The sequence below is a fragment of the Pedobacter psychrodurus genome, assembly GCF_032678585.1.
Lineage (GTDB): Bacteria > Bacteroidota > Bacteroidia > Sphingobacteriales > Sphingobacteriaceae > Pedobacter > Pedobacter psychrodurus_A.
The window spans coordinates 113,269-133,667 of record NZ_JAVTSN010000017.1 but is presented as its reverse complement, the minus strand read 5'-3'; the positions used below and the strand labels follow the sequence as shown (position 1 = coordinate 133,667).

Here is a 20,399-nt window from a genome sequence, read left to right as displayed (position 1 = left end):
CCACGATAGGTTGGCTACGGGAGTTAGATCGTTATTTAGTTGGTGCCCACCAAAAGGCATTTCGCGGAAAACTGCCCAGGGGATACTTCGCTTATAAATGGTGAAGTGATCAAACGGAACTACATCATCGTCCTTACACTGATAGAAAAAAATCGGGATTTCTTTCGGTAGTTTCTGAGCAAAATCTTCCTGCAGTTTAAGCGGCTGCCTCCAGTCTTCATCACCCTTCCAAAATGGTGCTGCAATAAGAAAAATCCCCGAAATATCTTTTTTGGTTTGCTGTTCCGAAAGATATTTTAACAACATAGATGCACCTAGAGAATGACCTGCTAAAATAATTGTACCATCCATAGCCGAAATCTCTTCACCTATATGTTTTACCCATCCCGATCCGAAATAAGGTACTTCATCGGTAGGCATTTCAGGATAATGTACTTTAAAATCCGTTCCCAAAGCTTTTTGTAAAGAAGTAACCAACTTTACATCTCCTTCGTAGCCAACGTCACCGGCGCCTTGAATAAATAAGATCTGATTTTTCATGTCTGAATATATAAAAATGTTTACACAACATCTGAATGGCAATAGACACTACCGCCGATATATGATTATCTTTATAACAGAGATCGACCAAAATTATTGTGGCACTGGAGTCAGTATGGTTCGGGTTTTATTGCTTACCTGAATAATCGATAAATGAAGGAAATTGAACTTGCAAAATAACATGAGATACCCTCCTGGCAAAGGTTTCGAAAGTCATGATATGTATCAGCGAGAACAGTTACGAGAGGCAGTCCCTGTTTTTACGTTTCCCTGAAATGAGCCAGATACAGGCCATCCAGCTTACCAACGCCGTTGATATGCCCAATTCAGGATCTGCAAGGGTAAAAGATGAAAATATAGCAATGATCGAGATGGCGGTGGCAAATAAAAATGGAAGAAAATTTTTCATATCGGCAGTTTAAAGCAATTTGCATTTCGCAATTCAAAAATCAATCCAAATAAGGTGTTGGCAGGGAGAGCAGAATCAATATTTCTCTAATCTGACATTTCTACCAAAAAAGTCAGGATTATATGCGGTTTGTAGCAACACCTTGAAGGTTATCTGCGATCGTAGCGAAACAGGTGTTGGCTATTATAGACAATTGCTGTAGCATTCTGATAATTTCGATATTGATTGTGCTTATTATGGATTCAGTGTGCCCGTTTATCAAATTTATCAAACAAAAGAAAATTAATGCTTCTGACAAAAGCAAACCTCATCAAACAACATTTAGTTATATGTAAAACCGACAGATAGATCGGCTTTGATATTTCCACGAGATAAATCGATTTAGAATTTAGAAAAAATAGTATCTTGGTCTTTTGAGCCCGAAAGACTTTATCCTAAAATTCCATGAAAAATACCAGCCTAGTGATCATATGTTTAACCGCCCTGTTGTGTGGGAGTTATTGCGGGAATGCTTCCGCTCAGACGGCAAAGCTACCTACAAAATGGACCACAGAAGCAATGACCGCTACAGATCCCTTTCCTGAATATCCGCGTCCTCAACTTGTTCGCGGGGAATGGAAGTCGTTAAATGGCAAATGGGACTACATCGGTGGAAAAGAAAAAACGTCCACACTAAATCCAAAAGTACCAGTTGAGTTTACAGGCAGAGCCGAGCAAATCCTCGTGCCATATTGCCCTGAATCTGTAATTTCGGGGATAGAACGTAAGCAGGAAGTGAACATGTGGTACCGCAGGCGTTTTGAAATTCCGCAGAATTGGAATGGGAAGAATATCCTGATCAATTTTGAAGCGGTAGATCATGATGCAACCATATTTGTGAACGGAAAAAAGGCTGGCTCGCATTCTGGTGGCTACGACGCATTTTCGCTCGACATCACCCGGTTGTTAAAGGTGGGAAGCAATGAATTGATTGTGGCTGCCCATGATCCTAACGACGGAAGGACGCCCTCCGGCAAGAATGGACCGCGAGGTGACTATACCTTCAGCTCGGGCATCTGGCAAAGCGTATGGCTCGAACCGGTAAGCGCAGCACACATCAAAAATATCAGACTTTTACCCGATCTGGAGCATAACAGGCTCCAGGTTACGGTTGATGCAGGTTCATCTATCGTGTCTGCGGTGGCGCTTGAGGGCAGGAAAATCGTTTCGCAGGCGCAGGGGAGTTCTGGAAAAACATTCTATCTGCCTATCGCAGATCCAAAACTTTGGTCGCCGGAAGCGCCTTTTCTGTACGACCTTAAAATCACGCTCAAAGATAGTAACGGTAAAGCTAGCGATGAAATCAGCAGCTATTTCGGTATGCGGGAGATCAAGCTAGGTAAGGTTGCGGGCGTTATGCGCCCATTGCTTAACGGTAAGTTCGTGATGCAGCTTGGGCTGTTAGACCAGGGCTATTGGCCGGATGGTATTCTTACCGCACCAACGGATGAGGCGCTAAAATCGGATATCGTATTTACTAAGAAAGCTGGCTTTAACTTGATCCGCAAACATATGAAGACCGAGCCAAAGCGTTTTTATTACTGGGCAGATAAACTGGGTATGCTGTTATGGCAGGATATGCCAGCGATCTGGTACCAGAACGAAGATACAGCAAAAGTGCGCCCAGTATTCCGCAAGGAACTTAAAGCAGTGATGGATGAACATTACAATTCTCCCTCGATTATTGCATGGGTGCCCTTTAACGAAAATTGGGGTGCCTTCGATGTGCCGGAGATTACCGACTGGGTTAAAAAGTACGACCCTTCCAGATTGGTTAACGGAAATTCAGGATTCAACAACAATCCAGGCTACCAGAAGGCTGCTGGCGATCCGGGTAATGGTGACTTCGTGGATACCCACATTTACATTGGCCCTTATGACGCCTCGCAACCCGATGCCAAAAGAGCGGCCTCGCTTGGCGAGTTTGGTGGGGTTGGACTTTTTGTAAGAGACCACATGTGGCCCGTAGAGAATAATGCCTATGCTTACGAACCCACCGTTGCGGCACTTACCGATAGGTACGTGCTCCTGATGAGCCAGGTGGAGCAACTGATGAAATATAAAGGCTTGAGCGTTGCAGTGTATACCCAAACAACGGATGTTGAGCATGAGGTAAATGGTTTGCTTACCTATGACAGAGTGGTCGAAAAAATGGATATCAAGCGTGTAAGTGAAATCAATGCGGCGGTAATAGCTGAGGGTAAAAAACTAAATTCTCCTGTAGGTCGTTAACGAATAGCAGAAACCGTAGCAGAGATTATAATTTCGCCTAATAAAAGATCCATTTCCATTAAACATATCTGAAAAAGTCAGATGGTAACATTTGACTCCACAGGTAGGGGAATATCCGATTGCACCAATATTCTTAATAAATTTGGAGTAAATAGCGAACGGATTGTTTGGCTGTTTAACTCCGTATTTAAAAGATATTCTGTTAAATATAAATATGGCACAAGATTCTTCGTAGAATAAGATAAATGTCATTAAAATAGCGCTTTTTTAAATAAATTCTTAATTTTAAATGGCATCTAAATTAATAATTATATATTTGCAGCCTTGAAAGTAAACAATTTAACTGATGTTTTTATTTAGTGATTTGCATTTTGCTTTTAAGAGAGCCATAGGAATAAGGCTTTTTTAATTTTGAAGACAACCTAAACAACTTGAATGCTTAATTTAGTTCTCTTTGGCCCTCCAGGGGCGGGTAAAGGCACCCAATCTGAAAAACTGATTACAAAATATCAGTTGGTACACGTTTCAACAGGCGATCTTTTTAGAGCACACGTTAAAGGAGAAACCGAATTAGGAAAAAAAGTTAGTCAATTGTTAGCTGATGGAGAATTGGTTCCTGATGCGCTTACAATTGCCATGCTTGAAGAAGAGGTAGATAAAAATCCTGATGCTAAAGGATTTGTGTTTGATGGATTTCCGCGTACCGTTCCACAAGCAATTGAGCTTGATTTATTTTTAGAGCGTAAAGGCAGTAAAATTGCCGGCGTTATTGCTTTAGATGTTGATCAGGATGAATTGACAAAACGTATTGCTGAGCGCCATAAAACCAGTGGCAGGCCAGATGACGATGCGGAGAAATTAAAAAAACGCATTTCAGAATACTTCGACAAAACCATCCATGTATTACCTTATTATGAGGAACAGGGAAAATTGAATAAAGTAAATGGAATTGGCGAAATTGAAACCGTATACAATGATCTTTGCGCTGTGATTGATCAGTATAAGGTTTAGGTCCTAGTATTGGGTATCAAGTATCAAGAAGCAGGTATATTAGTATCGAGTAGCAAGTATCAAGTATCAAGAAATGCATCAGGGTAATTTTTATCCAGATAACATTTCAAAAACATACAAGGAGTTATAATGTTAAAACGTTATAACTCTTTAATTTTAAGGGAATTGTTGTTTCAACGTTCCAATATTATAACATTTCAATAATAAAATATGTCACAGGGTTCGAATTTCGTAGATTATGTAAAAATTTGTTGCCGTTCTGGTAAAGGCGGTGCAGGTTCGGCACATTTACATCGTGATATTTTAACATCAATGGGTGGTCCCGATGGTGGTGATGGCGGTCGTGGTGGCCACATTATCGTTAAGGGCAGTATCCATATCTGGACATTATTACACCTTAAATACCGCAAGCACATTATCGCAGAAGATGGTGGCGCAGGTGGCAGTTCTCACAAGTTTGGTAAACAGGGAATTGATGAGATTCTTGAAGTTCCGCTTGGAACAATCGCTAAGGATGCAGAAACAGGAGAAGTGCTTTTTGAGATTACCAAAGATGGCGAAACCAAAATTTTAACAGCCGGTGGCCGTGGTGGTTTGGGTAATGCGCATTTTAAAAATTCAGTTCAGCAAACACCACGTTTTGCACAACCAGGCGAACAGGGAAAAGAGGTTTGGAATGTGCTCGAATTAAAGGTTTTAGCCGATGTTGGTTTAGTTGGATTCCCTAATGCAGGAAAATCTACGTTACTTTCAGTGGTTTCTGCTGCCAAGCCCGAAATTGCAGACTATCCTTTTACCACGATTGTTCCAAACCTGGGTATCGTAAGTTATAGGGGTGGAAAATCTTTTGTAATGGCCGATATTCCCGGAATTATCGAAGGGGCATCAAAAGGTAAAGGTTTAGGTTATCGGTTTTTGCGTCATATTGAGCGTAATTCGGTGCTTTTATTTATGGTTCCGGCCGATACGAGCAGAAGTATTAAAGAAGAATACGAAATCCTTAAAAGAGAACTGGAATCTTACAACCCCGAATTAATGCAAAAACCGCACGTTTTAGCCATTACCAAATCCGATATGCTGGATGAAGAGTTAATGGATGAAATGAAACAGGATCTGCCGAAAATCCCATCCATATTTATTTCATCAGTAGCGGAGAAAAATATCCTGGAGCTGAAAGATATGCTTTGGAAAGCAATTGAGGGATAGATAGTTCATTGGTTCAATGGTCGGTGGTTTATTAGTTTACCATGTTGCCCAATGAACTAATCATCAATGAACCAATCAACAATTAGGCGCTTTGAACAATTAACCAGTTAACCGATTTCAACAATTAACCGCCTAGGCCCTAATCCTGTCAACAAGTAAACCAGTCCATTCTTTTAGCAATATCTCCCAGGTGTCTAAAGCAGAAGTACTGGGGATCAGGAAGTCGTTTAAGTCGAATTCGGTTTTGCCACGAAAATCTGTGGGATAGTATTCGATATTACGTTTAGTTTGTTTATTAAAGATCAGTTTTGCCCTTGGGATATGCCAGGCACTCGTAATGACCAAAACTTTAGCTTGAGGATTCTTTTTTTCAATTAACGCTAAACTGTATTTTGCATTTTCGATGGTATTTCTGCTCTGGTTTTCGATCAGAATTGAAGAATCCGGAATGCCGATCAGTTTCAAATATTTAACGGCTAATTCAGCTTCTTTAACCTCATTATCGATCAAATTGGCACTCCCGCTACTCACTAAAATCTGTTTAATAAGTCTTTTTTTATAAAGTGCAATGGCCTGGAATAAGCGGTCGCCGGTACCAGCAAAAGCAATTTCATTATTGCGATTGTTTAACTTCGAAAAACCACCAAGCACAATCCCCACATCATAATGCTGAGTTTTAGGGTAATTGGTTTCGTAACTGTTCATGATCTTACCGACAATGAAATCATTCGAAAAGAAGAAGAAAAAGATTAAACTTACTATTAAATATTGCTTCTTTTTTTTTTTGGCGTTTGGTAATAAGCGTCAAAATTAAAAGCGCAATAATCCAAACGATAGGTTTGATCAGAAACAATAAAATTTTTGAGAGGATAAAAAGCATTTGCATTGATTATCCTGTAAAGCTAATAATTTGTTTAAATGGTTAAGGTGCTCGAGGCTATTAATTGGCTAATGCTAATACGCTAACCAATTAATAGCTTAATTTTATCCTTGTCCCTCTTGTACCTGTCCATTTTCATGGGCATTTTCCAAAATTTCTTTTACATCTGATTTGCGTTTCTTCGCAACAGTATGTTTAAAATGCGGTACCTCGTGTTCAACAATATCTTCTTCAATGGCCTCTACACCAAAAACCTTCTCTTTTAACAGATTGTATTTATCTTGGAAGCCATAACGTAGATTTTTAGCTCCGCCAACAATTTTTCCGCGGGTACCTGCACCACTATCCGGGGCAAATAAAATACTGATCACTGCACCCGCAGCTAAACCAGCCACAAGGGCAAGTGCTATTTTGGCACTGTTATCTGAGTCGTGCTTTAAATATTTTCCGATTAACTTTCTGTATTTCATAACGTAGCATTTTTAGAAAGAACAAATGCAAGGTTATAATGTTTGCTATTTTTTGATTTGGGAAACTATTGCTTAAATTTTGGGATAATTAAACCAGCTCCAATCTTCATTTTTAAAAAAAGACCGGAGTTTTACTTAAGTTTAAAGTTAATGCACAATATTTGGGATTCTAAAATGAATATATAATGGTAAAAGCAACGATAAATAAAGAGCACTATGCCTGTTCGGTTAGTAATGGGTCGCATGATATTATAGTAGACGAACCTATCGAATTGGGCGGAACACATCAGGGATTTGCACCAAAGGGCCTGTTGATGGCCTCCTTGGCATCATGTGTGGCCATCACTTTAAGGATGTATGCCGATAGAAAAGAATGGCCGATTGATAAAATTGAGGTAGAGGTAAACATCGATACCGAAAACGGCGAAACCATATTTTTCGAAGAAATTACCTGCACAGGGGTGCTTACCGAAGAGCAAAAAATCAGACTGGAAGAAATTGCAGCGAAATGTCCGGTAAGTAAAATCCTGGCTGCAGGTCATGAGATCAGATCGAAAGTGCTTTAAAAAAATGGTGGTGTAAAACTCCTTTATGCATTCATAAAAAGCTTTAATATCTTTGTAACCCCCAGTGTTAACTGCGGTAAAAAATAAGTTATGCCTACCGAAATAAAATGCCCCAACTGTGCCCATGTTTTTCCGATGGAAGAAGCCATGGCCGAAGATTATAAAAAAGAGCTCCGCGAGAAAATGTTGTCGTTTACCAAGGAAAATGAAGCCAAATTACAAAAGCGGCTTACAGAACTTGATGCCGAAAAACTTCAGCAACAAAAGGCTTTTGAGGTACAGCTGGCTGAAGAAAAAACCAAGCTTAAAGATAACCTGGAGGAAAACCTGCGTAAGAGCATTACATCAGATTTCGAAACCAAACTACAGATGCTCGAAGGCAATGCGAAAGACAATGCCGAGAAATTAAGATTGGCACGCGAAAAAGAACTGGAGTTTTTGCGACGGGAGGAAGGTCTTAAGGTGAAAGAGGAAGAAATGGAACTGGCTTTTCAACGTAAAATGCAGGAGCAACGTAACGAACTGGTAGAGCAGATCCGCAAACAGGAAGCAGAAAAAAATAGTATTAAAGATACCGAACACCAACTGCGTTTAAAAGAATTGGAAAAACAGCTCGACGATCAGAAAAAACTGGCCGAAGAAATGAAACGCAAGGCCGAGCAGGGCAGTATGCAACTGCAGGGAGAGGTACAAGAACTCATTTTAGAAGAGTTGCTCCGTACCAATTATCCTTTCGATTTAATTGAAGAAGTTGGGAAAGGGGTTCGTGGTGCAGACTGTGTGCAGGTGGTACGGAACCAGTTTGGCCAGGAATGTGGCAAAATTATCTATGAAAGTAAACGTACCAAAGATTTTGGGGGCGACTGGATCGAAAAACTGAAGAAAGATATGCGGAGTATGGGCATTGATGTTGCCGTAATCGTAAGTCAGTGTTACCCTAAAGGTATGGATTGTTTTGGTCAGCGCGACGGCGTTTGGATCTGCTCTTTCGAAGAGGTAAATGCAGTGGCCTATGTGTTGCGCGAAGGGATATTACGATTGGCCGGAGCGGTAAAATCGCAGGAAAACCGAGGTGAAAAAATGCATATGTTATACGATTACCTGATGGGGCCCGAATTTTCGGAACAATGGAAAGCCATTAGGGAAGGTTTTATGAGCATGAAATTATCCATCCAGCGCGAACGTGATGCCATGGAACGTTTATGGAAAGCCCGCGAAAAACAATTGGAAAAAGTGTTGTTAAATGCCACCCATATCAGGGGATCGATAGAAGGAATAGCAGGTAGCGACAGTGTGCAACTGAGTTTAACTGACGATGACGACGATGCTTTGCTTTTAGAGTAAATTATCTTCGATTTTAGACCTCGCAGGTTTGGAAAACCTGTGAGGTCTGGAGAATACTTTTGACTGGATCAGTATCTGAAGCGGTACAATTTACATCTAATTATAATCAATTTGCTTATCGCTTGATATGATATGTATTTATTAAATAACTTTTCAGTGTTGAACAAACGAAAACCTGCATTTATAATGTGGTATAAATAGTAATAACAATATATAAATATAACATGAATAAGAAATCTAACCAATCCTTTAACCGCTCTAAAATCCTTACTTTAATATGCGCTTTGCTATTTTTTGGGAATGTTTTCGGGAACGTTCCCGGAGAGGGTTTGAAGTCGCCGGATGGCAATCTGGTGGCTAGCTTTGCTTTGGCTGAAGGGGGAGTACCTATCTATAGCTTAAAGTACAAAGGAAAAGACGTTATTAAAATCAGCAAGCTGGGGCTTGAACTTAAAGATGGTAAATCTTTAATGAGTGGTTTTACGATAACTGATATCAAAACAAGCACTTTTAACGAAACCTGGAAACCGGTTTGGGGTGAGGTAAAAGAAATTGTAAACCATTATAATGAGCTGGCTGTAACACTGACTCAAAAAGAAAGCAATCGTTATATTATTGTGCGTTTGCGCTTGTTTAACGATGGTTTGGGTTTTAGGTATGAATTTCCTGAACAGAAAAACCTGGATTATTTCGTGATCAAAGAGGAGAAAACGCAGTTTGCCCTGGCTGGTGATCATAAAGCATTTTGGCTTCCGGGCGATTATGATACGCAGGAGTACAGTACGGTAACTTCAAATTTATCGGAAGTTCGGGCTAAAATGAAAGCTGCAGTAACGCCAAATGCATCGCAAACCACTTTTTCTCCAACGGGTTTACAAACACCTTTGATGATGAAAAGTAAAGATGGTTTGTATATCAATATCCATGAGGCGGCTTTGATCAATTATTCCTTAATGTCGCTAAATCTTGATGATAAAAACATGGTTTTAGAATCGTGGTTAACGCCTGATGCCATTGGCGATAAAGGCTATATGCAGGCACCTTGTGTATCACCATGGCGCACCATTATTGTGAGCGATAGAGCCGGAGATATTTTAACTTCCAAACTCACTTACAACCTCAACGAACCAACAAAATTTAAAGATGTATCGTGGATCAAACCCACAAAATACGTTGGTGTTTGGTGGGAAATGATCACGGGTAAAAGCACCTGGGCTTATAACGATTTAACCAGTGTACAATTGGGTGTAACCGATTATTCGAAAACAAAACCTAATGGGAAACATGCCGCAAATACCGCACACGTAAAAGAATATATCGATTTCGCGGCTAAAAACGGCTTAGATGCTGTTTTGGTTGAAGGTTGGAATGAAGGTTGGGAAGATTGGTTTGGTAAAACAAAAGATTATGTTTTTGATTTTGTAACGCCATATCCTGATTTTGATGTAAAAGAATTGCACCGTTATGCAGCAAGCAAAGGCATTAAAATGATCATGCACCACGAAACTTCTTCATCGGTACGTAATTATGAACGCCATTTAGATACCGCTTATAAATTTATGAAAGCCAATGGCTACGATGCCGTAAAAAGCGGTTACGTAGGCAATATGATCCCAAGGGGAGAGCACCATTATGGCCAATGGTTAAACAACCATTACCTGTATGCTGTACAAAAAGCGGCCGAATATAAAATTATGGTGAATGCGCATGAGGCGGTCCGCCCAACAGGTTTGGCACGTACTTATCCGAACTTAATCGGAAATGAATCGGCAAGAGGCACGGAGTATGAAGCTTTTGGCGGTAACAATGCCGATCATACCACCATTTTGCCCTTTACACGTTTAATCGGCGGACCGATGGATTATACACCTGGTATCTTCGAAACGAAAGTAAGTGCATATAATCCTGAAAATACTTCCTTTGTACACAGTACATTGGCCCGACAGCTGGCACTTTACGTAACAATGTATAGTCCTTTACAAATGGCTGCCGATTTGCCTGAAACCTATAATAAATACATGGATGCTTTTCAGTTTATTAAAGATGTGGCTGTAGATTGGGACGATACCAAAGTTTTGGAAGCTGAACCTGGCGATTACATTACTTTCGCGCGTAAAGCAAAAGGTAAAAACAACTGGTTTGTTGGCCGTACCAATGATGAAGAAGCGCGTACCTCTAAAATTGATTTCAGCTTTTTAGATCCTGGTAAAAAATATACGGCAACCATTTATGCAGATGCTAAGGATGCCAATTACGAAACCAATCCTAAAGCGTATACCATTCGCAAAATGGAGGTAACCAGTAAAACCAAGTTAACCCAATATTGTGCACCCGGAGGGGGCTATGCGATTAGCATTATGGCTAAATAATTTTGTGGTGTCAGTTTCTTACCACAGATAACACAGATTAAATATTTCTAGTCGTAGCATCTCGCTACGACATTTTTGTTGTTAGTTTTTTGCCACTGATGGACACAGATGAACACAGATTAGAACTCCCTATCTGTGTTTATCCTTTTTATCAGTGGTTAAGTATTCTGTGGTGTCTGTTGTTACCAACTGACACTAAATTATCTATCAGTCAGATGGTAACATCTGACTGCACGAGTATTGCGCTTTTTGTTGCCAGTTTTTTGCCACTGATGGACACAGATGAACACATATTAAAACTCCCTATCTGTGTGTATCCTGTATATCTGTGGTTAAAATATGCTGTGGTGTCAGATGATAACATCCACCTACACGTTTCTTTTATTCTATCTTATTTTATAATATCTTAGCAAAACCATTAAATCAAGCCGTATCACCATGCCCAGAACCAAAAACCACATCGAACTTCAATTTTTAAGCGAACCTTCCGACGTCAATTATGGTGGTAAGGTACATGGGGGAATGATGATGAAGTGGATCGATCAGGCTGCTTTTGCCTGTGCCTTACAATGGAGCCAAACGTATTGTGTAACGGTTTATGTGGGTGGGATCAGGTTTTTTCATCCCGTTCATATCGGCCATCTGGTTAAAATGGAAGCACGCATTATTTACACGGGTAAAACCAGTATGCATATTGCGGTTGATGCCTTTTCGAAACCTGTTGGGCAAACTGATTTTGTAAAAAATACCCACTGTATTATTGTTTTTGTTGCTGTAGATGACGACGGACAGCCAAAACCGATCCCAGCTTTTAAACCAAAAACCGAAAAGGAAATTGCGATGCATGGTTATGCCATTAAACTAATGGAATTGCGAAAAAGCATCGATAAGGAAATGGAGCCGTATATCGTTTAGCGCTGGGTGGGTGGCGTTTGGTGATACGATAGCTTATCGTCCATTTTCCATTATCCACCTTACATTTTTTCTCTGCGTCCTCTGCGTAAAACTTTACGCTCTTTGCGGTAAAAAACAGAACCTAATCAACAACTGGTAAACTAAAACAAAATTTACTGCCTTCGCCAATGGCACTTACCACCCATATTTTCCCTTGTTCTGCTTCTATAAAATCCTTAGAAATGGCCAGTCCCAATCCAGAGCCCGATTTATTCTGCCCGTCAGTAGGTACCTGGAAATACCTGTCGAATAATCTTTTCTGGTATTTCTCATCAATTCCTTTCCCGAAATCGCGTACTGAGAATTCTATAAATTTATCTTTCTGAAAAACATCAATCATTACCTTCGATTTTTCTGAACTATAACGCAGTGCGTTGGATAAAAAGTTAACCAATACCCAGGCCGTTTTCTGTATATCGGCATTCACATGAGGTAAATTCTCATCACAGTTGAGCACAAGGTCAATTGATTTTTGTTCGGCCTGAAATTTAACGGCATCGATGGCATATCGAACAATTTCTTCGGGTTTGGTTAGGGCAAAGCTGAGCTTTAAATTGCCGGTTTCCACCTGCGAAAGGTCTAAAAGTTCGCTGGTAATTTTCAAAAGCCTGTCGCTATCTTCTTTAATGTGGTTCAGCAGCTCGTGCTGTTCTTCATTCATATCACCTACACGTGTATCATTAAGCAGTTTCAAACTCATTTTGATGGATGATAAAGGCGTTTTTAACTCGTGCGAAACAGTAGCGATAAAATTCGTTTTGGCTTCATCGAGTTCTTTAAACTGGGTAATGTTTTTTAAAGTGTAGACACTTCCGGCCGATTTTGAAGATGCAAATAATGTTTTTTCTTCCTGCTCTTCGTAATTCGGAATAATAATTTCGCGGTTCTCTAACAGGAAATATGATTCTTTGTCGTCGGCATAGATTTTTAAGGTATTATCTGCTGTTTCTGGTTTGATGATTCGTTTTAACAGCTGATTCTTCTGCATCAGTTCTGCCACGTTCTGCCCAACAACCTTTTCTTCATCAAGGCTCATCAGCTTTGCGGCCAGGTGATTTAAAAACAATACTTCACCTTTTTCATTCAGCCCGATGATGGCATCCTGCATCTGCGCAATAATCGCCTCAATACGCGATTTTTCAGATTTGATCTTTGATAAATTGCTATTTTCCCATTCGTTAAGTTTCACTACCATGCCGTTAAAAGAATCGGCCAGTTCGGTAAACTCATCATCGTTTTCGAAATGCAGGCGCTGTTTATAATTTTTGCGACTGATCTGTTTAATGGCCGCGCTAAATTCGGCAAGAGGATTGGCCACAAAGCCAGGAAAGTTGACGATGAAGGTAAACAGGATAATAAAACTCAAGGTAGCGGCAATCATGATATACAGGTTTGCCCTTGAGGAAGCTTCATTGGCCAGTTCATTTTTGTCGTAAATGGCTTTCATGTTCACCTGTTCAATATTTTGAAAAGCCACACGTAAATCGTTAATGCTGTTTTCTTTTATAATTGCCGATTGCGAACTGTTAAGCATTTTAAAAGCTGTTTCTAATTTCTGAAAAGCTATTTTTTCGCCTGGCTCGGTGATGTTTTTACCTTCGTTTTTGAGGTTTTCGGTAAATATGGCCACTTGCGGAGCATTTAAAGGAAAAGCATGCTGGTCGATTACATTGCGCATGGCAGCAACGTATTTTAGGGATTTGTAGTTGTCTTTAAGGATTACCTTCGATTTGTCAGACAGCTCGTTTAAGTAAAAGAGCGCGATCAAGCCGAAGGATAATACGATTATAAAAAGAAACCCGAATCCGAGGCGGAGCTTGGTTTTGATTTTCATGACTTTCTTAGTTTAACCGCAAAGGACGGAAAGTTTTTCGCAAAGAAATGCAAAGTTATTGCGTTGGTTTTTGCTTGTTCTTCAGTTTACCTTTGTGGTTTTGTAGTAAAAATATGGTTTAATTAGATCTGTTTCTTATTTAACTAATTTATGTAAACACTACATAAATAAATTACATCTGCTTTGCGTATTGTCAATTGTAATGCCAATGAAAAGTGTTGGTGTTTAAGTTATTGTTTTTTAATTAGATAGGATATTTTTGTGTTTTTTGGGCGCAAAAAATCTTTCCATTTTGGAAGGCTTTTTGCCATTTTGAAATGTTGTTTTGGAGGCTGAAGTCGGAGAAGTCTTCCTATGAAAACAGAGGTTTTAATTTTCAAAAACAAATTTTAGCTTTTTATTTTTTGGAAATCAGGTTCGGTGGAGTTTAGGATAATGCAGTCCCGCTGTACGCTATACTGCGTGCCGCTTCCATCGCCCGCCTGCAACGGGCAGGGGGTTAATTGGCGCGGCCGGTAATAAGATTTGGGGTTGCAGGTGTCTGAACATAAAAATTTAATATCACTCAAGGTTTTAAGGTCATGGCACTTTCTTTTGTTCCTAAACCTGATCGCAGCGAACACGCAGTGCAACGGAGTAAAGCGGAGAGTAGGGACAAGCGCTGCTATGAAATACAGGTTTTGCTTTTCAAATGAAGAATAGATTTTTTTTTTCGGAAAGCAAACCCGGTAACATTTGGGGCAATGCGGTCCCGCTGTACGCCATACTGCATGCCGCTTTCATCACCCGTCTGTAACGGGCAAGGATTTAGGTGGCGCGGCCGGTAGATATATTCTTGTTTAAAACACCAAATGTTCCTAAGGAACGAAAACGCCAATTTTGCAATTGGCTACCAGGAAATCGTCCTGCTGGGACGGCCCTGTAATCTTTTGCGGGTTATGAAACTGTTTTTTAGATAGAAAGATGTTTTTATTAAAAGTTGATAAATTTATCTATCTGCTCGTTGGTAAACTTGATCGTATCTGCCTGGATAAAGTTACCTTCGGCATCCAATTCTGTTTTAATATTCGGAATATGTAAACGGAGGGGTAAAATATGGAGATGGATATAGTGACAAACACCTGTAAAATGATCTACACCACGGATGTTGCCATATTTACCAGAAGAAATACCAACCAGCGCTGCTTTTTTATCATAAAAACTATCAGGGAAATTACAGGCATCGATTAACACTTTTAGCACACCAGGATAGCTTCCGTTGTACTCGGGCATAATGAACAAAAACTTCTCAGTTTGGTAGATCATATTCTGGATTTCCTGAAAGGCTTCCGATCTTTTGCCGTACATATCCGTATTCAGTACATCGATAGGGAGGTGCTCCAAGCTGAACAAATGAGCAGCAACGCTTTTTTCTTTTAGTTGCCTTTGGTAATATTTGGCAACTTTTAGCGTATTGCTATTGGGCCTGTTCGTAGCGGCTATAATTGTGATCATGGATAATTGTTAATAAGATGTGTAAAACCCAAATGCGCTTCTTGCTAAAATTGCCATATAGTTTGTATCTTAGCTGATTGTGAAAAAGGCCGTAAACAATGCAAAAATAGAACTTTTTGCCAATTAAAACGCATAAATAACACAGCCCAAATAAACGTTACGTAAATTTCGGATACATAGATGAGCAAAATTATTGCATTAGCAAATCAAAAAGGTGGTGTTGGTAAAACAACTTCCTCTATAAACCTGGCTGCGAGTTTGGCCGTATTAGAATACAAAACTTTACTGGTTGATGCTGATCCTCAGGCAAATTCAACTTCAGGTATCGGTTTCGATCCCCGGAACATTAAAGATAGTATTTACGAGTGTATCATTAATGATATTGACCCTTTACAGGCGATTCAGAAAACAGATACCCCGAATTTAGATTTACTTCCTGCGCACATCGATCTGGTAGGTGCGGAAATTGAGATGATTAACCTCAACAACCGCGAGTATAAAATGAAAGCGGTTTTGGAGAAAATCAAAGATCAGTATGATTTCATCATCATCGATTGTTCTCCATCTTTGGGTTTAATTACCATCAATGCTTTAACGGCTGCCGATTCGGTTATTATTCCGGTTCAATGCGAGTATTTCGCTTTGGAAGGTTTGGGTAAATTATTAAATACCATAAAAATTGTTCAGAACCGTTTAAACCCTGACCTCGAGATTGAAGGTATTTTACTTACCATGTACGATGTGCGTTTACGTTTATCTAACCAGGTGGTTGAAGAGGTTAAAACGCATTTCCATGAATTGGTTTTTGATACCATTATACAACGAAATACACGTTTGAGTGAGGCACCAAGTTATGGCGTTTCGGTAATTATGCACGATGCCAATTGCAAGGGCGCGATTAATTACCTTAACCTTGCCCGCGAAATTGTGAAGAAAAACGGCCTGTTAAAGGAAGAAGAAAACATTGGAACAGCAACTTTATAAATTATAGATGACATCTTTTCAGCGAAAAACAGGTTTAGGAAGAGGGTTAAGTGCGCTTTTAGATGATAGCGAATCTTCTCATCCGCCGAAACAGCAGGTAAATGCTGTTAGCGAAACCGAGCAGATTGGCAATATCAGTCACGTAAGTTTAACTGAAGTTGAAACCAATCCATTTCAGCCACGTACCGAATTTGATCAGGTTGCTTTAAACGAACTGGCCGATTCGATAAAAATACAGGGTCTAATCCAGCCGATTACCGTTAGGAAATTGGGCGCAAATAAATACCAGTTAATTTCGGGCGAACGTAGGTTCAGGGCTTCAAAACTAGCTGGTTTAACACAGATACCTGCTTATATCCGCAGTGCCAACGACCAACAGATGTTGGAAATGGCCCTGATCGAAAATATTCAGCGCGAAAATTTAAATGCCATTGAGGTAGCCTTGAGTTTTCAACGGATGATTGACGAGGTAGGTTTAAAACAAGAACAGTTAGGCGAACGTGTAGGTAAAAACCGTACAACGGTGACCAATTACCTGCGTTTGTTGAAATTGCCACCGGCTATACAGGCTTCTATCCGTGATCAGAAAATCACGATGGGCCACGCAAGAGCTTTGATTAATGTAGAAGGTGTGGACAAACAATTGTACATCCACCAGGAGATTTTAGAAAAGGGTTTGTCGGTTCGTAAAGTTGAAGAAATTGTGCGCAACCTACAACATGTACCTTTACAGGCTACCGAGAAACCCAAGGTAAAAGGTGTTTCTTTTCAGTACCAAAAACTACAGGACGATCTGGCTTCTAAATTTGCTACCCGCGTAAAGTTAAAAGTGGCTCAGAATGGTAAAGGTGCAATCGAAATTCCTTTTATGAGCGATGACGACTTAAACAGGATTTTAGAGTTATTAGACTGGTAATGCAAAAGACTAAGCTTTTAATACTGGTTGCTGCATTTACATTTTTTCTTGTAAACCTTACCTCAGCGCAGGTAAAGGATTCTGTATTAAAGCCTGTTGATACCTCGAAAAAAATTAAATTATCCAAATCGTTAGATACCGCGGCCAAAAAACCATTGACCAGAAAGGATTCGATGAAGGCCAAATACGTAAACCCTGGTAAGGTTGCAGGTAGGAAAGCCGTTTTTAGATCGATGCTGATCCCAGGCTGGGGGCAGTTGTACAATATACAATTGCTTAGCGATGGTTATGGTACAAGGGCAGGCAAAAGTCAGGTATTACAGAAATTGTATACCGGCGGTAAAATTGTGGCCATTTATGGTGGTGCTACTGTGCTCACCTTATCCTATCTTGATAGTAGAAAAAATTATAGCCGTTTTTTGGCCGAGGCACAATATCGGGAGCAAAATCCCGGAAAGAAACTGGATTTAACACAGCATACCGATCAGGGTATATTGGATGGCAAGAGCCTTTATAAACGGAACGGCCAGATTGTACTTTTCTCTTACGGTTTACTTTATGCCGCCAATATTGTTGATGCTTACGTGGCTGCACGCCTTCATTTCTTTAATATCGATAATGATCTTTCTTTTAAGGTGATGCCATCAGTGATCAACTCCAGTACCATGTATGGCTTTAACGCTGCACCAGCATTAAAACTGTCCTTAACCTTTTAATAAATGAAACCATAAATGATTTCTTGATTATCAATATGAAATCTTGATGGTTTTATTACCTTTAAACCACCAAAGGTGTTTCAACGGCAATTAATACAATAATAAGAACTGAAATAAATATATAGAAATGAAAATTGCGCTTTTAGGTTATGGCAAAATGGGGCAGATTATCGAAAAATTTGCACATGAACGCGGTCACGAAGTCGTTTTAAAAATAGCAATCGATAATCAGGAAGATTTAACCCGGCAAAATTTAAAATTAGCAGATGTGGCGATTGATTTCAGTACGCCGGATTCGGTTTTGAAAAATATCGATGCCTGTTTTGATGCCAATGTTCCGGTAGTGGTAGGTACAACCGGTTGGTATGGCAAACTGCAAGAAGTGAAAGACGACTGCAACAACAGTAACAATACTTTGCTGTATGGGTCTAACTTTAGTATTGGCGTAAACCTGTTCTTTAAGCTCAATCAAACTTTGGCCAAACTGATGAACAATTATCCCGCTTATGAGGTACAGGTAGAAGAGATTCACCACACCCAGAAGTTAGATGCACCAAGTGGTACGGCAATTACGCTAGCCGAAGGCATTGTAGATAACCTGGAAAGAAAACAGGAGTGGTTAAACGAGGTAGTAGGAACAGATGTAGAATTGTTTCCGAAAGCTGAACAATTATTGATAGAATCGCACAGGATAGAAAATATTCCGGGCACGCATACGGTAATTTACAGCAGTGAAGTCGATGAAATCGAAATCAAGCACACGGCTCATAATAGAGCTGGTTTTGCATTAGGCGCAGTTGTGGCCGCAGAATGGTTGAAAGATAAAAAGGGATTTTTCAACATTACTGATATTTTTGAGTAGAAAAATAGTTTTTAGTTAACTGTTGGCAATTTGTAGTTGACCAGTTAATACAATTAAACGATTAACACGAAGAGCTACTTAAAAGGAAATAAATCTGTGAAATCACGCAATCTGTGAAATCACACCTAAGGAAATACAGATAACAGGTAACCGATTAAATTGATCGCAAACCAAAATTAAGATATATGAATTACAAATTCTGGCAGAAGAAAAAGGATGCCCCAAGAAAGAAAAAAACCAAAACCCGCGAATGGGTAGATGCGATTGTTTTTGCAGTAGTAGCCGCAACCATCATCCGTGTATTTTTTATAGAAGCGTATACCATTCCATCGGGTTCAATGGAGAGGTCTTTATTGATTGGAGATTTTCTTTTTGTAAGCAAGGTGAATTATGGTGCACGTATCCCGATGACACCAGTGGCCTTTCCTTTTGCCCACCATACTATGCCTTTAACTACATCAACCAAAGCGTATTGGGATGGTGTACAGTGGAAATATCACCGTTTGCCAGGTTTATCCAAAATTAAAAGAAATGATGTAGTGGTATTCAACTTCCCTGAAGGCGATACGGTTGCTGTTGAAAATCAGGCAGATAGTTATTACAATCTCGTTCGTACCATGGGCCGCGAACAGGTGAGAAGTACCTATACCATTATTGACAGACCAGTAGATAAGCGCGAAAACTTTATTAAACGCTGTATTGGTATTCCGGGTGATGTGATTTCGATGAGCAATGGCATTGCCAGCGTAAATGCTAAACCTGAGCCTTTAAAAAATACCGGTATGATGCCTTACCGTATCGTATTTAAGACCATGGATTTTAACTACGCCGCGCTTGATGAGTTTAACCTAAACCTGGGCAATACACCAGCGGAAGCTGCGAATACTTATGTAGTTGATGCCTCACCGGAAATCGCCGATAAGCTGAAAACTTTTGATTTTGTAAAATCGGTAACCCTAAGTCCTGATGCACCCGGTGCTGTTCAGGGAGGTGTTTTCCCTAACGATCCGAACCGTGTTTGGAACAGGGATAATTTTGGCCCGGTTAAAATCCCGTCGAAAGGATGGACGGTTAAAATCGATAGCAATACCATGCCGCTTTATTATAGGGCCATCAGAACTTACGAAGGAAACAAAGTAGAACAAAAAGCTGGTGTTTGGTACATTAACGATCAAGTAGCCACTACCTATACTTTTAAAATGGACTATTACTGGATGATGGGTGATAACCGCCACAATTCAGCCGATTCGCGGTACTGGGGTTTTGTACCGGAAGACCATATTGTAGGCAAAGCCTTATTTGTTTGGATGAGCTGGGACAGTACAGCATCTTTCTTGCATAAAATAAGATGGAGCAGATTGTTTATGGGGATTCACTAGTAAAGATATAATTCTTTTAAAAGGGCGGATAATCGAAGATTATTCGCCCTTTTTTGTCTGATCATGCCATCAATTTAAATGAATGTTTGCTGTAATGGTATTTTTATTTTATTATAAAGATTATATTTCTTTTTAAAATAATTAGAAACTTTAAATTTTATAGTTATATTTATTTATGCTTAAGTCTTGATTTT

The 20,399-nt window shown here is 39.8% G+C and carries 18 protein-coding genes; 12 read left to right on the top strand and 6 right to left on the bottom strand.

All coding sequences use genetic code 11. The features are described from left to right. Both R2S57_RS13390 and R2S57_RS13385 read right to left on the bottom strand, forming a co-directional pair. Positions 1–540 (bottom strand): alpha/beta hydrolase (locus R2S57_RS13390; RefSeq protein WP_316845454.1); only part of this gene is annotated, 540 nt, incomplete at its 3' end. A gap of 238 nt (positions 541–778) precedes the next feature. Beyond that, positions 779–949, bottom strand: coding sequence for a hypothetical protein (locus tag R2S57_RS13385; RefSeq protein WP_316845453.1), 171 nt, complete (start codon positions 947–949; stop codon positions 779–781). A 444-nt stretch (positions 950–1,393) separates the two neighbouring features. Between R2S57_RS13385 and R2S57_RS13380 the strand changes: the two genes are divergently transcribed. The 3 genes from R2S57_RS13380 (at position 1,394) to obgE (ending at position 5,437) form a co-directional block, all read left to right on the top strand. Beyond that, positions 1,394–3,220, top strand: a complete 1,827-nt coding sequence (locus tag R2S57_RS13380) for a glycoside hydrolase family 2 protein (protein ID WP_316845452.1) — start codon at positions 1,394–1,396, stop codon at positions 3,218–3,220. 435 nt (positions 3,221–3,655) lie between these two features. After that, positions 3,656–4,231, top strand: coding sequence for an adenylate kinase (locus R2S57_RS13375; RefSeq protein ID WP_316845451.1), 576 nt, complete (start codon positions 3,656–3,658; stop codon positions 4,229–4,231). A gap of 210 nt (positions 4,232–4,441) precedes the next feature. Next, on the top strand, positions 4,442–5,437 hold the full coding sequence (gene obgE / locus R2S57_RS13370) for a GTPase ObgE (protein WP_316845450.1): 996 nt from the start codon (positions 4,442–4,444) through the stop codon (positions 5,435–5,437). Between the two features lie 132 nt (positions 5,438–5,569). On the opposite strand, the gene R2S57_RS13365 is transcribed toward obgE, so the two are convergent. Together R2S57_RS13365 and R2S57_RS13360 are read right to left on the bottom strand one after the other, a co-directional pair. After that, entirely contained in the window at positions 5,570–6,142 is a 573-nt protein-coding gene (locus R2S57_RS13365) for a YdcF family protein (protein ID WP_316845449.1), read from the bottom strand. A 279-nt stretch (positions 6,143–6,421) separates the two neighbouring features. Continuing rightward, a complete protein-coding gene (locus R2S57_RS13360) occupies positions 6,422–6,787 on the bottom strand; it encodes a YtxH domain-containing protein (protein ID WP_316845448.1) in 366 nt (121 codons plus the stop codon). 185 nt (positions 6,788–6,972) lie between these two features. On the opposite strand from R2S57_RS13360, the gene R2S57_RS13355 reads away from it, so the two are divergent. From R2S57_RS13355 to R2S57_RS13340, 4 genes are all read left to right on the top strand, one after another. Beyond that, positions 6,973–7,353: an OsmC family protein gene (locus R2S57_RS13355; RefSeq protein WP_316845447.1), complete on the top strand. Its 381-nt coding sequence runs from the start codon at positions 6,973–6,975 to the stop codon at positions 7,351–7,353. A 90-nt stretch (positions 7,354–7,443) separates the two neighbouring features. Beyond that, positions 7,444–8,697, top strand: a complete 1,254-nt coding sequence (locus R2S57_RS13350; protein ID WP_316845446.1) for a DUF2130 domain-containing protein — start codon at positions 7,444–7,446, stop codon at positions 8,695–8,697. A gap of 224 nt (positions 8,698–8,921) precedes the next feature. Continuing rightward, on the top strand, positions 8,922–11,066 hold the full coding sequence (locus R2S57_RS13345; protein ID WP_316845445.1) for a glycoside hydrolase family 97 protein: 2,145 nt from the start codon (positions 8,922–8,924) through the stop codon (positions 11,064–11,066). Between the two features lie 438 nt (positions 11,067–11,504). Further along, on the top strand, positions 11,505–11,981 hold the full coding sequence (locus R2S57_RS13340) for an acyl-CoA thioesterase (protein ID WP_055912568.1): 477 nt from the start codon (positions 11,505–11,507) through the stop codon (positions 11,979–11,981). A 121-nt stretch (positions 11,982–12,102) separates the two neighbouring features. On the opposite strand, the gene R2S57_RS13335 is transcribed toward R2S57_RS13340, so the two are convergent. After that, a complete protein-coding gene (locus tag R2S57_RS13335) occupies positions 12,103–13,854 on the bottom strand; it encodes an ATP-binding protein (RefSeq protein WP_316845444.1) in 1,752 nt (583 codons plus the stop codon). A 972-nt stretch (positions 13,855–14,826) separates the two neighbouring features. Then, positions 14,827–15,348, bottom strand: a complete 522-nt coding sequence (locus tag R2S57_RS13330) for an NAD(P)H-dependent oxidoreductase (RefSeq protein ID WP_316845443.1) — start codon at positions 15,346–15,348, stop codon at positions 14,827–14,829. Between the two features lie 180 nt (positions 15,349–15,528). Between R2S57_RS13330 and R2S57_RS13325 the strand changes: the two genes are divergently transcribed. From R2S57_RS13325 to lepB, 5 genes are all read left to right on the top strand, one after another. After that, complete coding sequence (locus R2S57_RS13325; protein WP_029280114.1) at positions 15,529–16,332, top strand: ParA family protein; 804 nt, start codon at positions 15,529–15,531, stop codon at positions 16,330–16,332. A gap of 7 nt (positions 16,333–16,339) precedes the next feature. Next, complete coding sequence (locus R2S57_RS13320; RefSeq protein WP_316845442.1) at positions 16,340–17,248, top strand: ParB/RepB/Spo0J family partition protein; 909 nt, start codon at positions 16,340–16,342, stop codon at positions 17,246–17,248. Continuing rightward, the gene (locus tag R2S57_RS13315; protein WP_316845441.1) at positions 17,248–17,964 is read left to right on the top strand and encodes a DUF5683 domain-containing protein; all 717 of its coding nucleotides are present in this window, start codon (positions 17,248–17,250) and stop codon (positions 17,962–17,964) included. Before R2S57_RS13320 ends, R2S57_RS13315 begins: the two co-directional genes overlap by 1 nt. Positions 17,965–18,091: 127 nt before the next feature. Beyond that, the gene (dapB, locus tag R2S57_RS13310; RefSeq protein WP_316845440.1) at positions 18,092–18,826 is read left to right on the top strand and encodes a 4-hydroxy-tetrahydrodipicolinate reductase; all 735 of its coding nucleotides are present in this window, start codon (positions 18,092–18,094) and stop codon (positions 18,824–18,826) included. Between the two features lie 185 nt (positions 18,827–19,011). After that, complete coding sequence (gene lepB / locus R2S57_RS13305; protein WP_316845439.1) at positions 19,012–20,205, top strand: signal peptidase I; 1,194 nt, start codon at positions 19,012–19,014, stop codon at positions 20,203–20,205. Positions 20,206–20,399: the final 194 nt, after the last annotated feature.

What these genes read in the sequence shown, in the direction of transcription:
- R2S57_RS13385 (WP_316845453.1), bottom strand. Translation starts at nt 949, where the DNA reads ATGAAAAATTTTCTTCCATTTTTATTTGCCACCGCCATCTCGATCATT.
- R2S57_RS13380 (WP_316845452.1), top strand. Translation starts at nt 1,394, where the DNA reads ATGAAAAATACCAGCCTAGTGATCATATGTTTAACCGCCCTGTTGTGT.
- R2S57_RS13375 (WP_316845451.1), top strand. Translation starts at nt 3,656, where the DNA reads ATGCTTAATTTAGTTCTCTTTGGCCCTCCAGGGGCGGGTAAAGGCACC.
- obgE (WP_316845450.1), top strand. Translation starts at nt 4,442, where the DNA reads ATGTCACAGGGTTCGAATTTCGTAGATTATGTAAAAATTTGTTGCCGT.
- R2S57_RS13365 (WP_316845449.1), bottom strand. Translation starts at nt 6,142, where the DNA reads ATGAACAGTTACGAAACCAATTACCCTAAAACTCAGCATTATGATGTG.
- R2S57_RS13360 (WP_316845448.1), bottom strand. Translation starts at nt 6,787, where the DNA reads ATGAAATACAGAAAGTTAATCGGAAAATATTTAAAGCACGACTCAGAT.
- R2S57_RS13355 (WP_316845447.1), top strand. Translation starts at nt 6,973, where the DNA reads ATGGTAAAAGCAACGATAAATAAAGAGCACTATGCCTGTTCGGTTAGT.
- R2S57_RS13350 (WP_316845446.1), top strand. Translation starts at nt 7,444, where the DNA reads ATGCCTACCGAAATAAAATGCCCCAACTGTGCCCATGTTTTTCCGATG.
- R2S57_RS13345 (WP_316845445.1), top strand. Translation starts at nt 8,922, where the DNA reads ATGAATAAGAAATCTAACCAATCCTTTAACCGCTCTAAAATCCTTACT.
- R2S57_RS13340 (WP_055912568.1), top strand. Translation starts at nt 11,505, where the DNA reads ATGCCCAGAACCAAAAACCACATCGAACTTCAATTTTTAAGCGAACCT.
- R2S57_RS13335 (WP_316845444.1), bottom strand. Translation starts at nt 13,854, where the DNA reads ATGAAAATCAAAACCAAGCTCCGCCTCGGATTCGGGTTTCTTTTTATA.
- R2S57_RS13330 (WP_316845443.1), bottom strand. Translation starts at nt 15,348, where the DNA reads ATGATCACAATTATAGCCGCTACGAACAGGCCCAATAGCAATACGCTA.
- R2S57_RS13325 (WP_029280114.1), top strand. Translation starts at nt 15,529, where the DNA reads ATGAGCAAAATTATTGCATTAGCAAATCAAAAAGGTGGTGTTGGTAAA.
- R2S57_RS13320 (WP_316845442.1), top strand. Translation starts at nt 16,340, where the DNA reads ATGACATCTTTTCAGCGAAAAACAGGTTTAGGAAGAGGGTTAAGTGCG.
- R2S57_RS13315 (WP_316845441.1), top strand. Translation starts at nt 17,248, where the DNA reads ATGCAAAAGACTAAGCTTTTAATACTGGTTGCTGCATTTACATTTTTT.
- dapB (WP_316845440.1), top strand. Translation starts at nt 18,092, where the DNA reads ATGAAAATTGCGCTTTTAGGTTATGGCAAAATGGGGCAGATTATCGAA.
- lepB (WP_316845439.1), top strand. Translation starts at nt 19,012, where the DNA reads ATGAATTACAAATTCTGGCAGAAGAAAAAGGATGCCCCAAGAAAGAAA.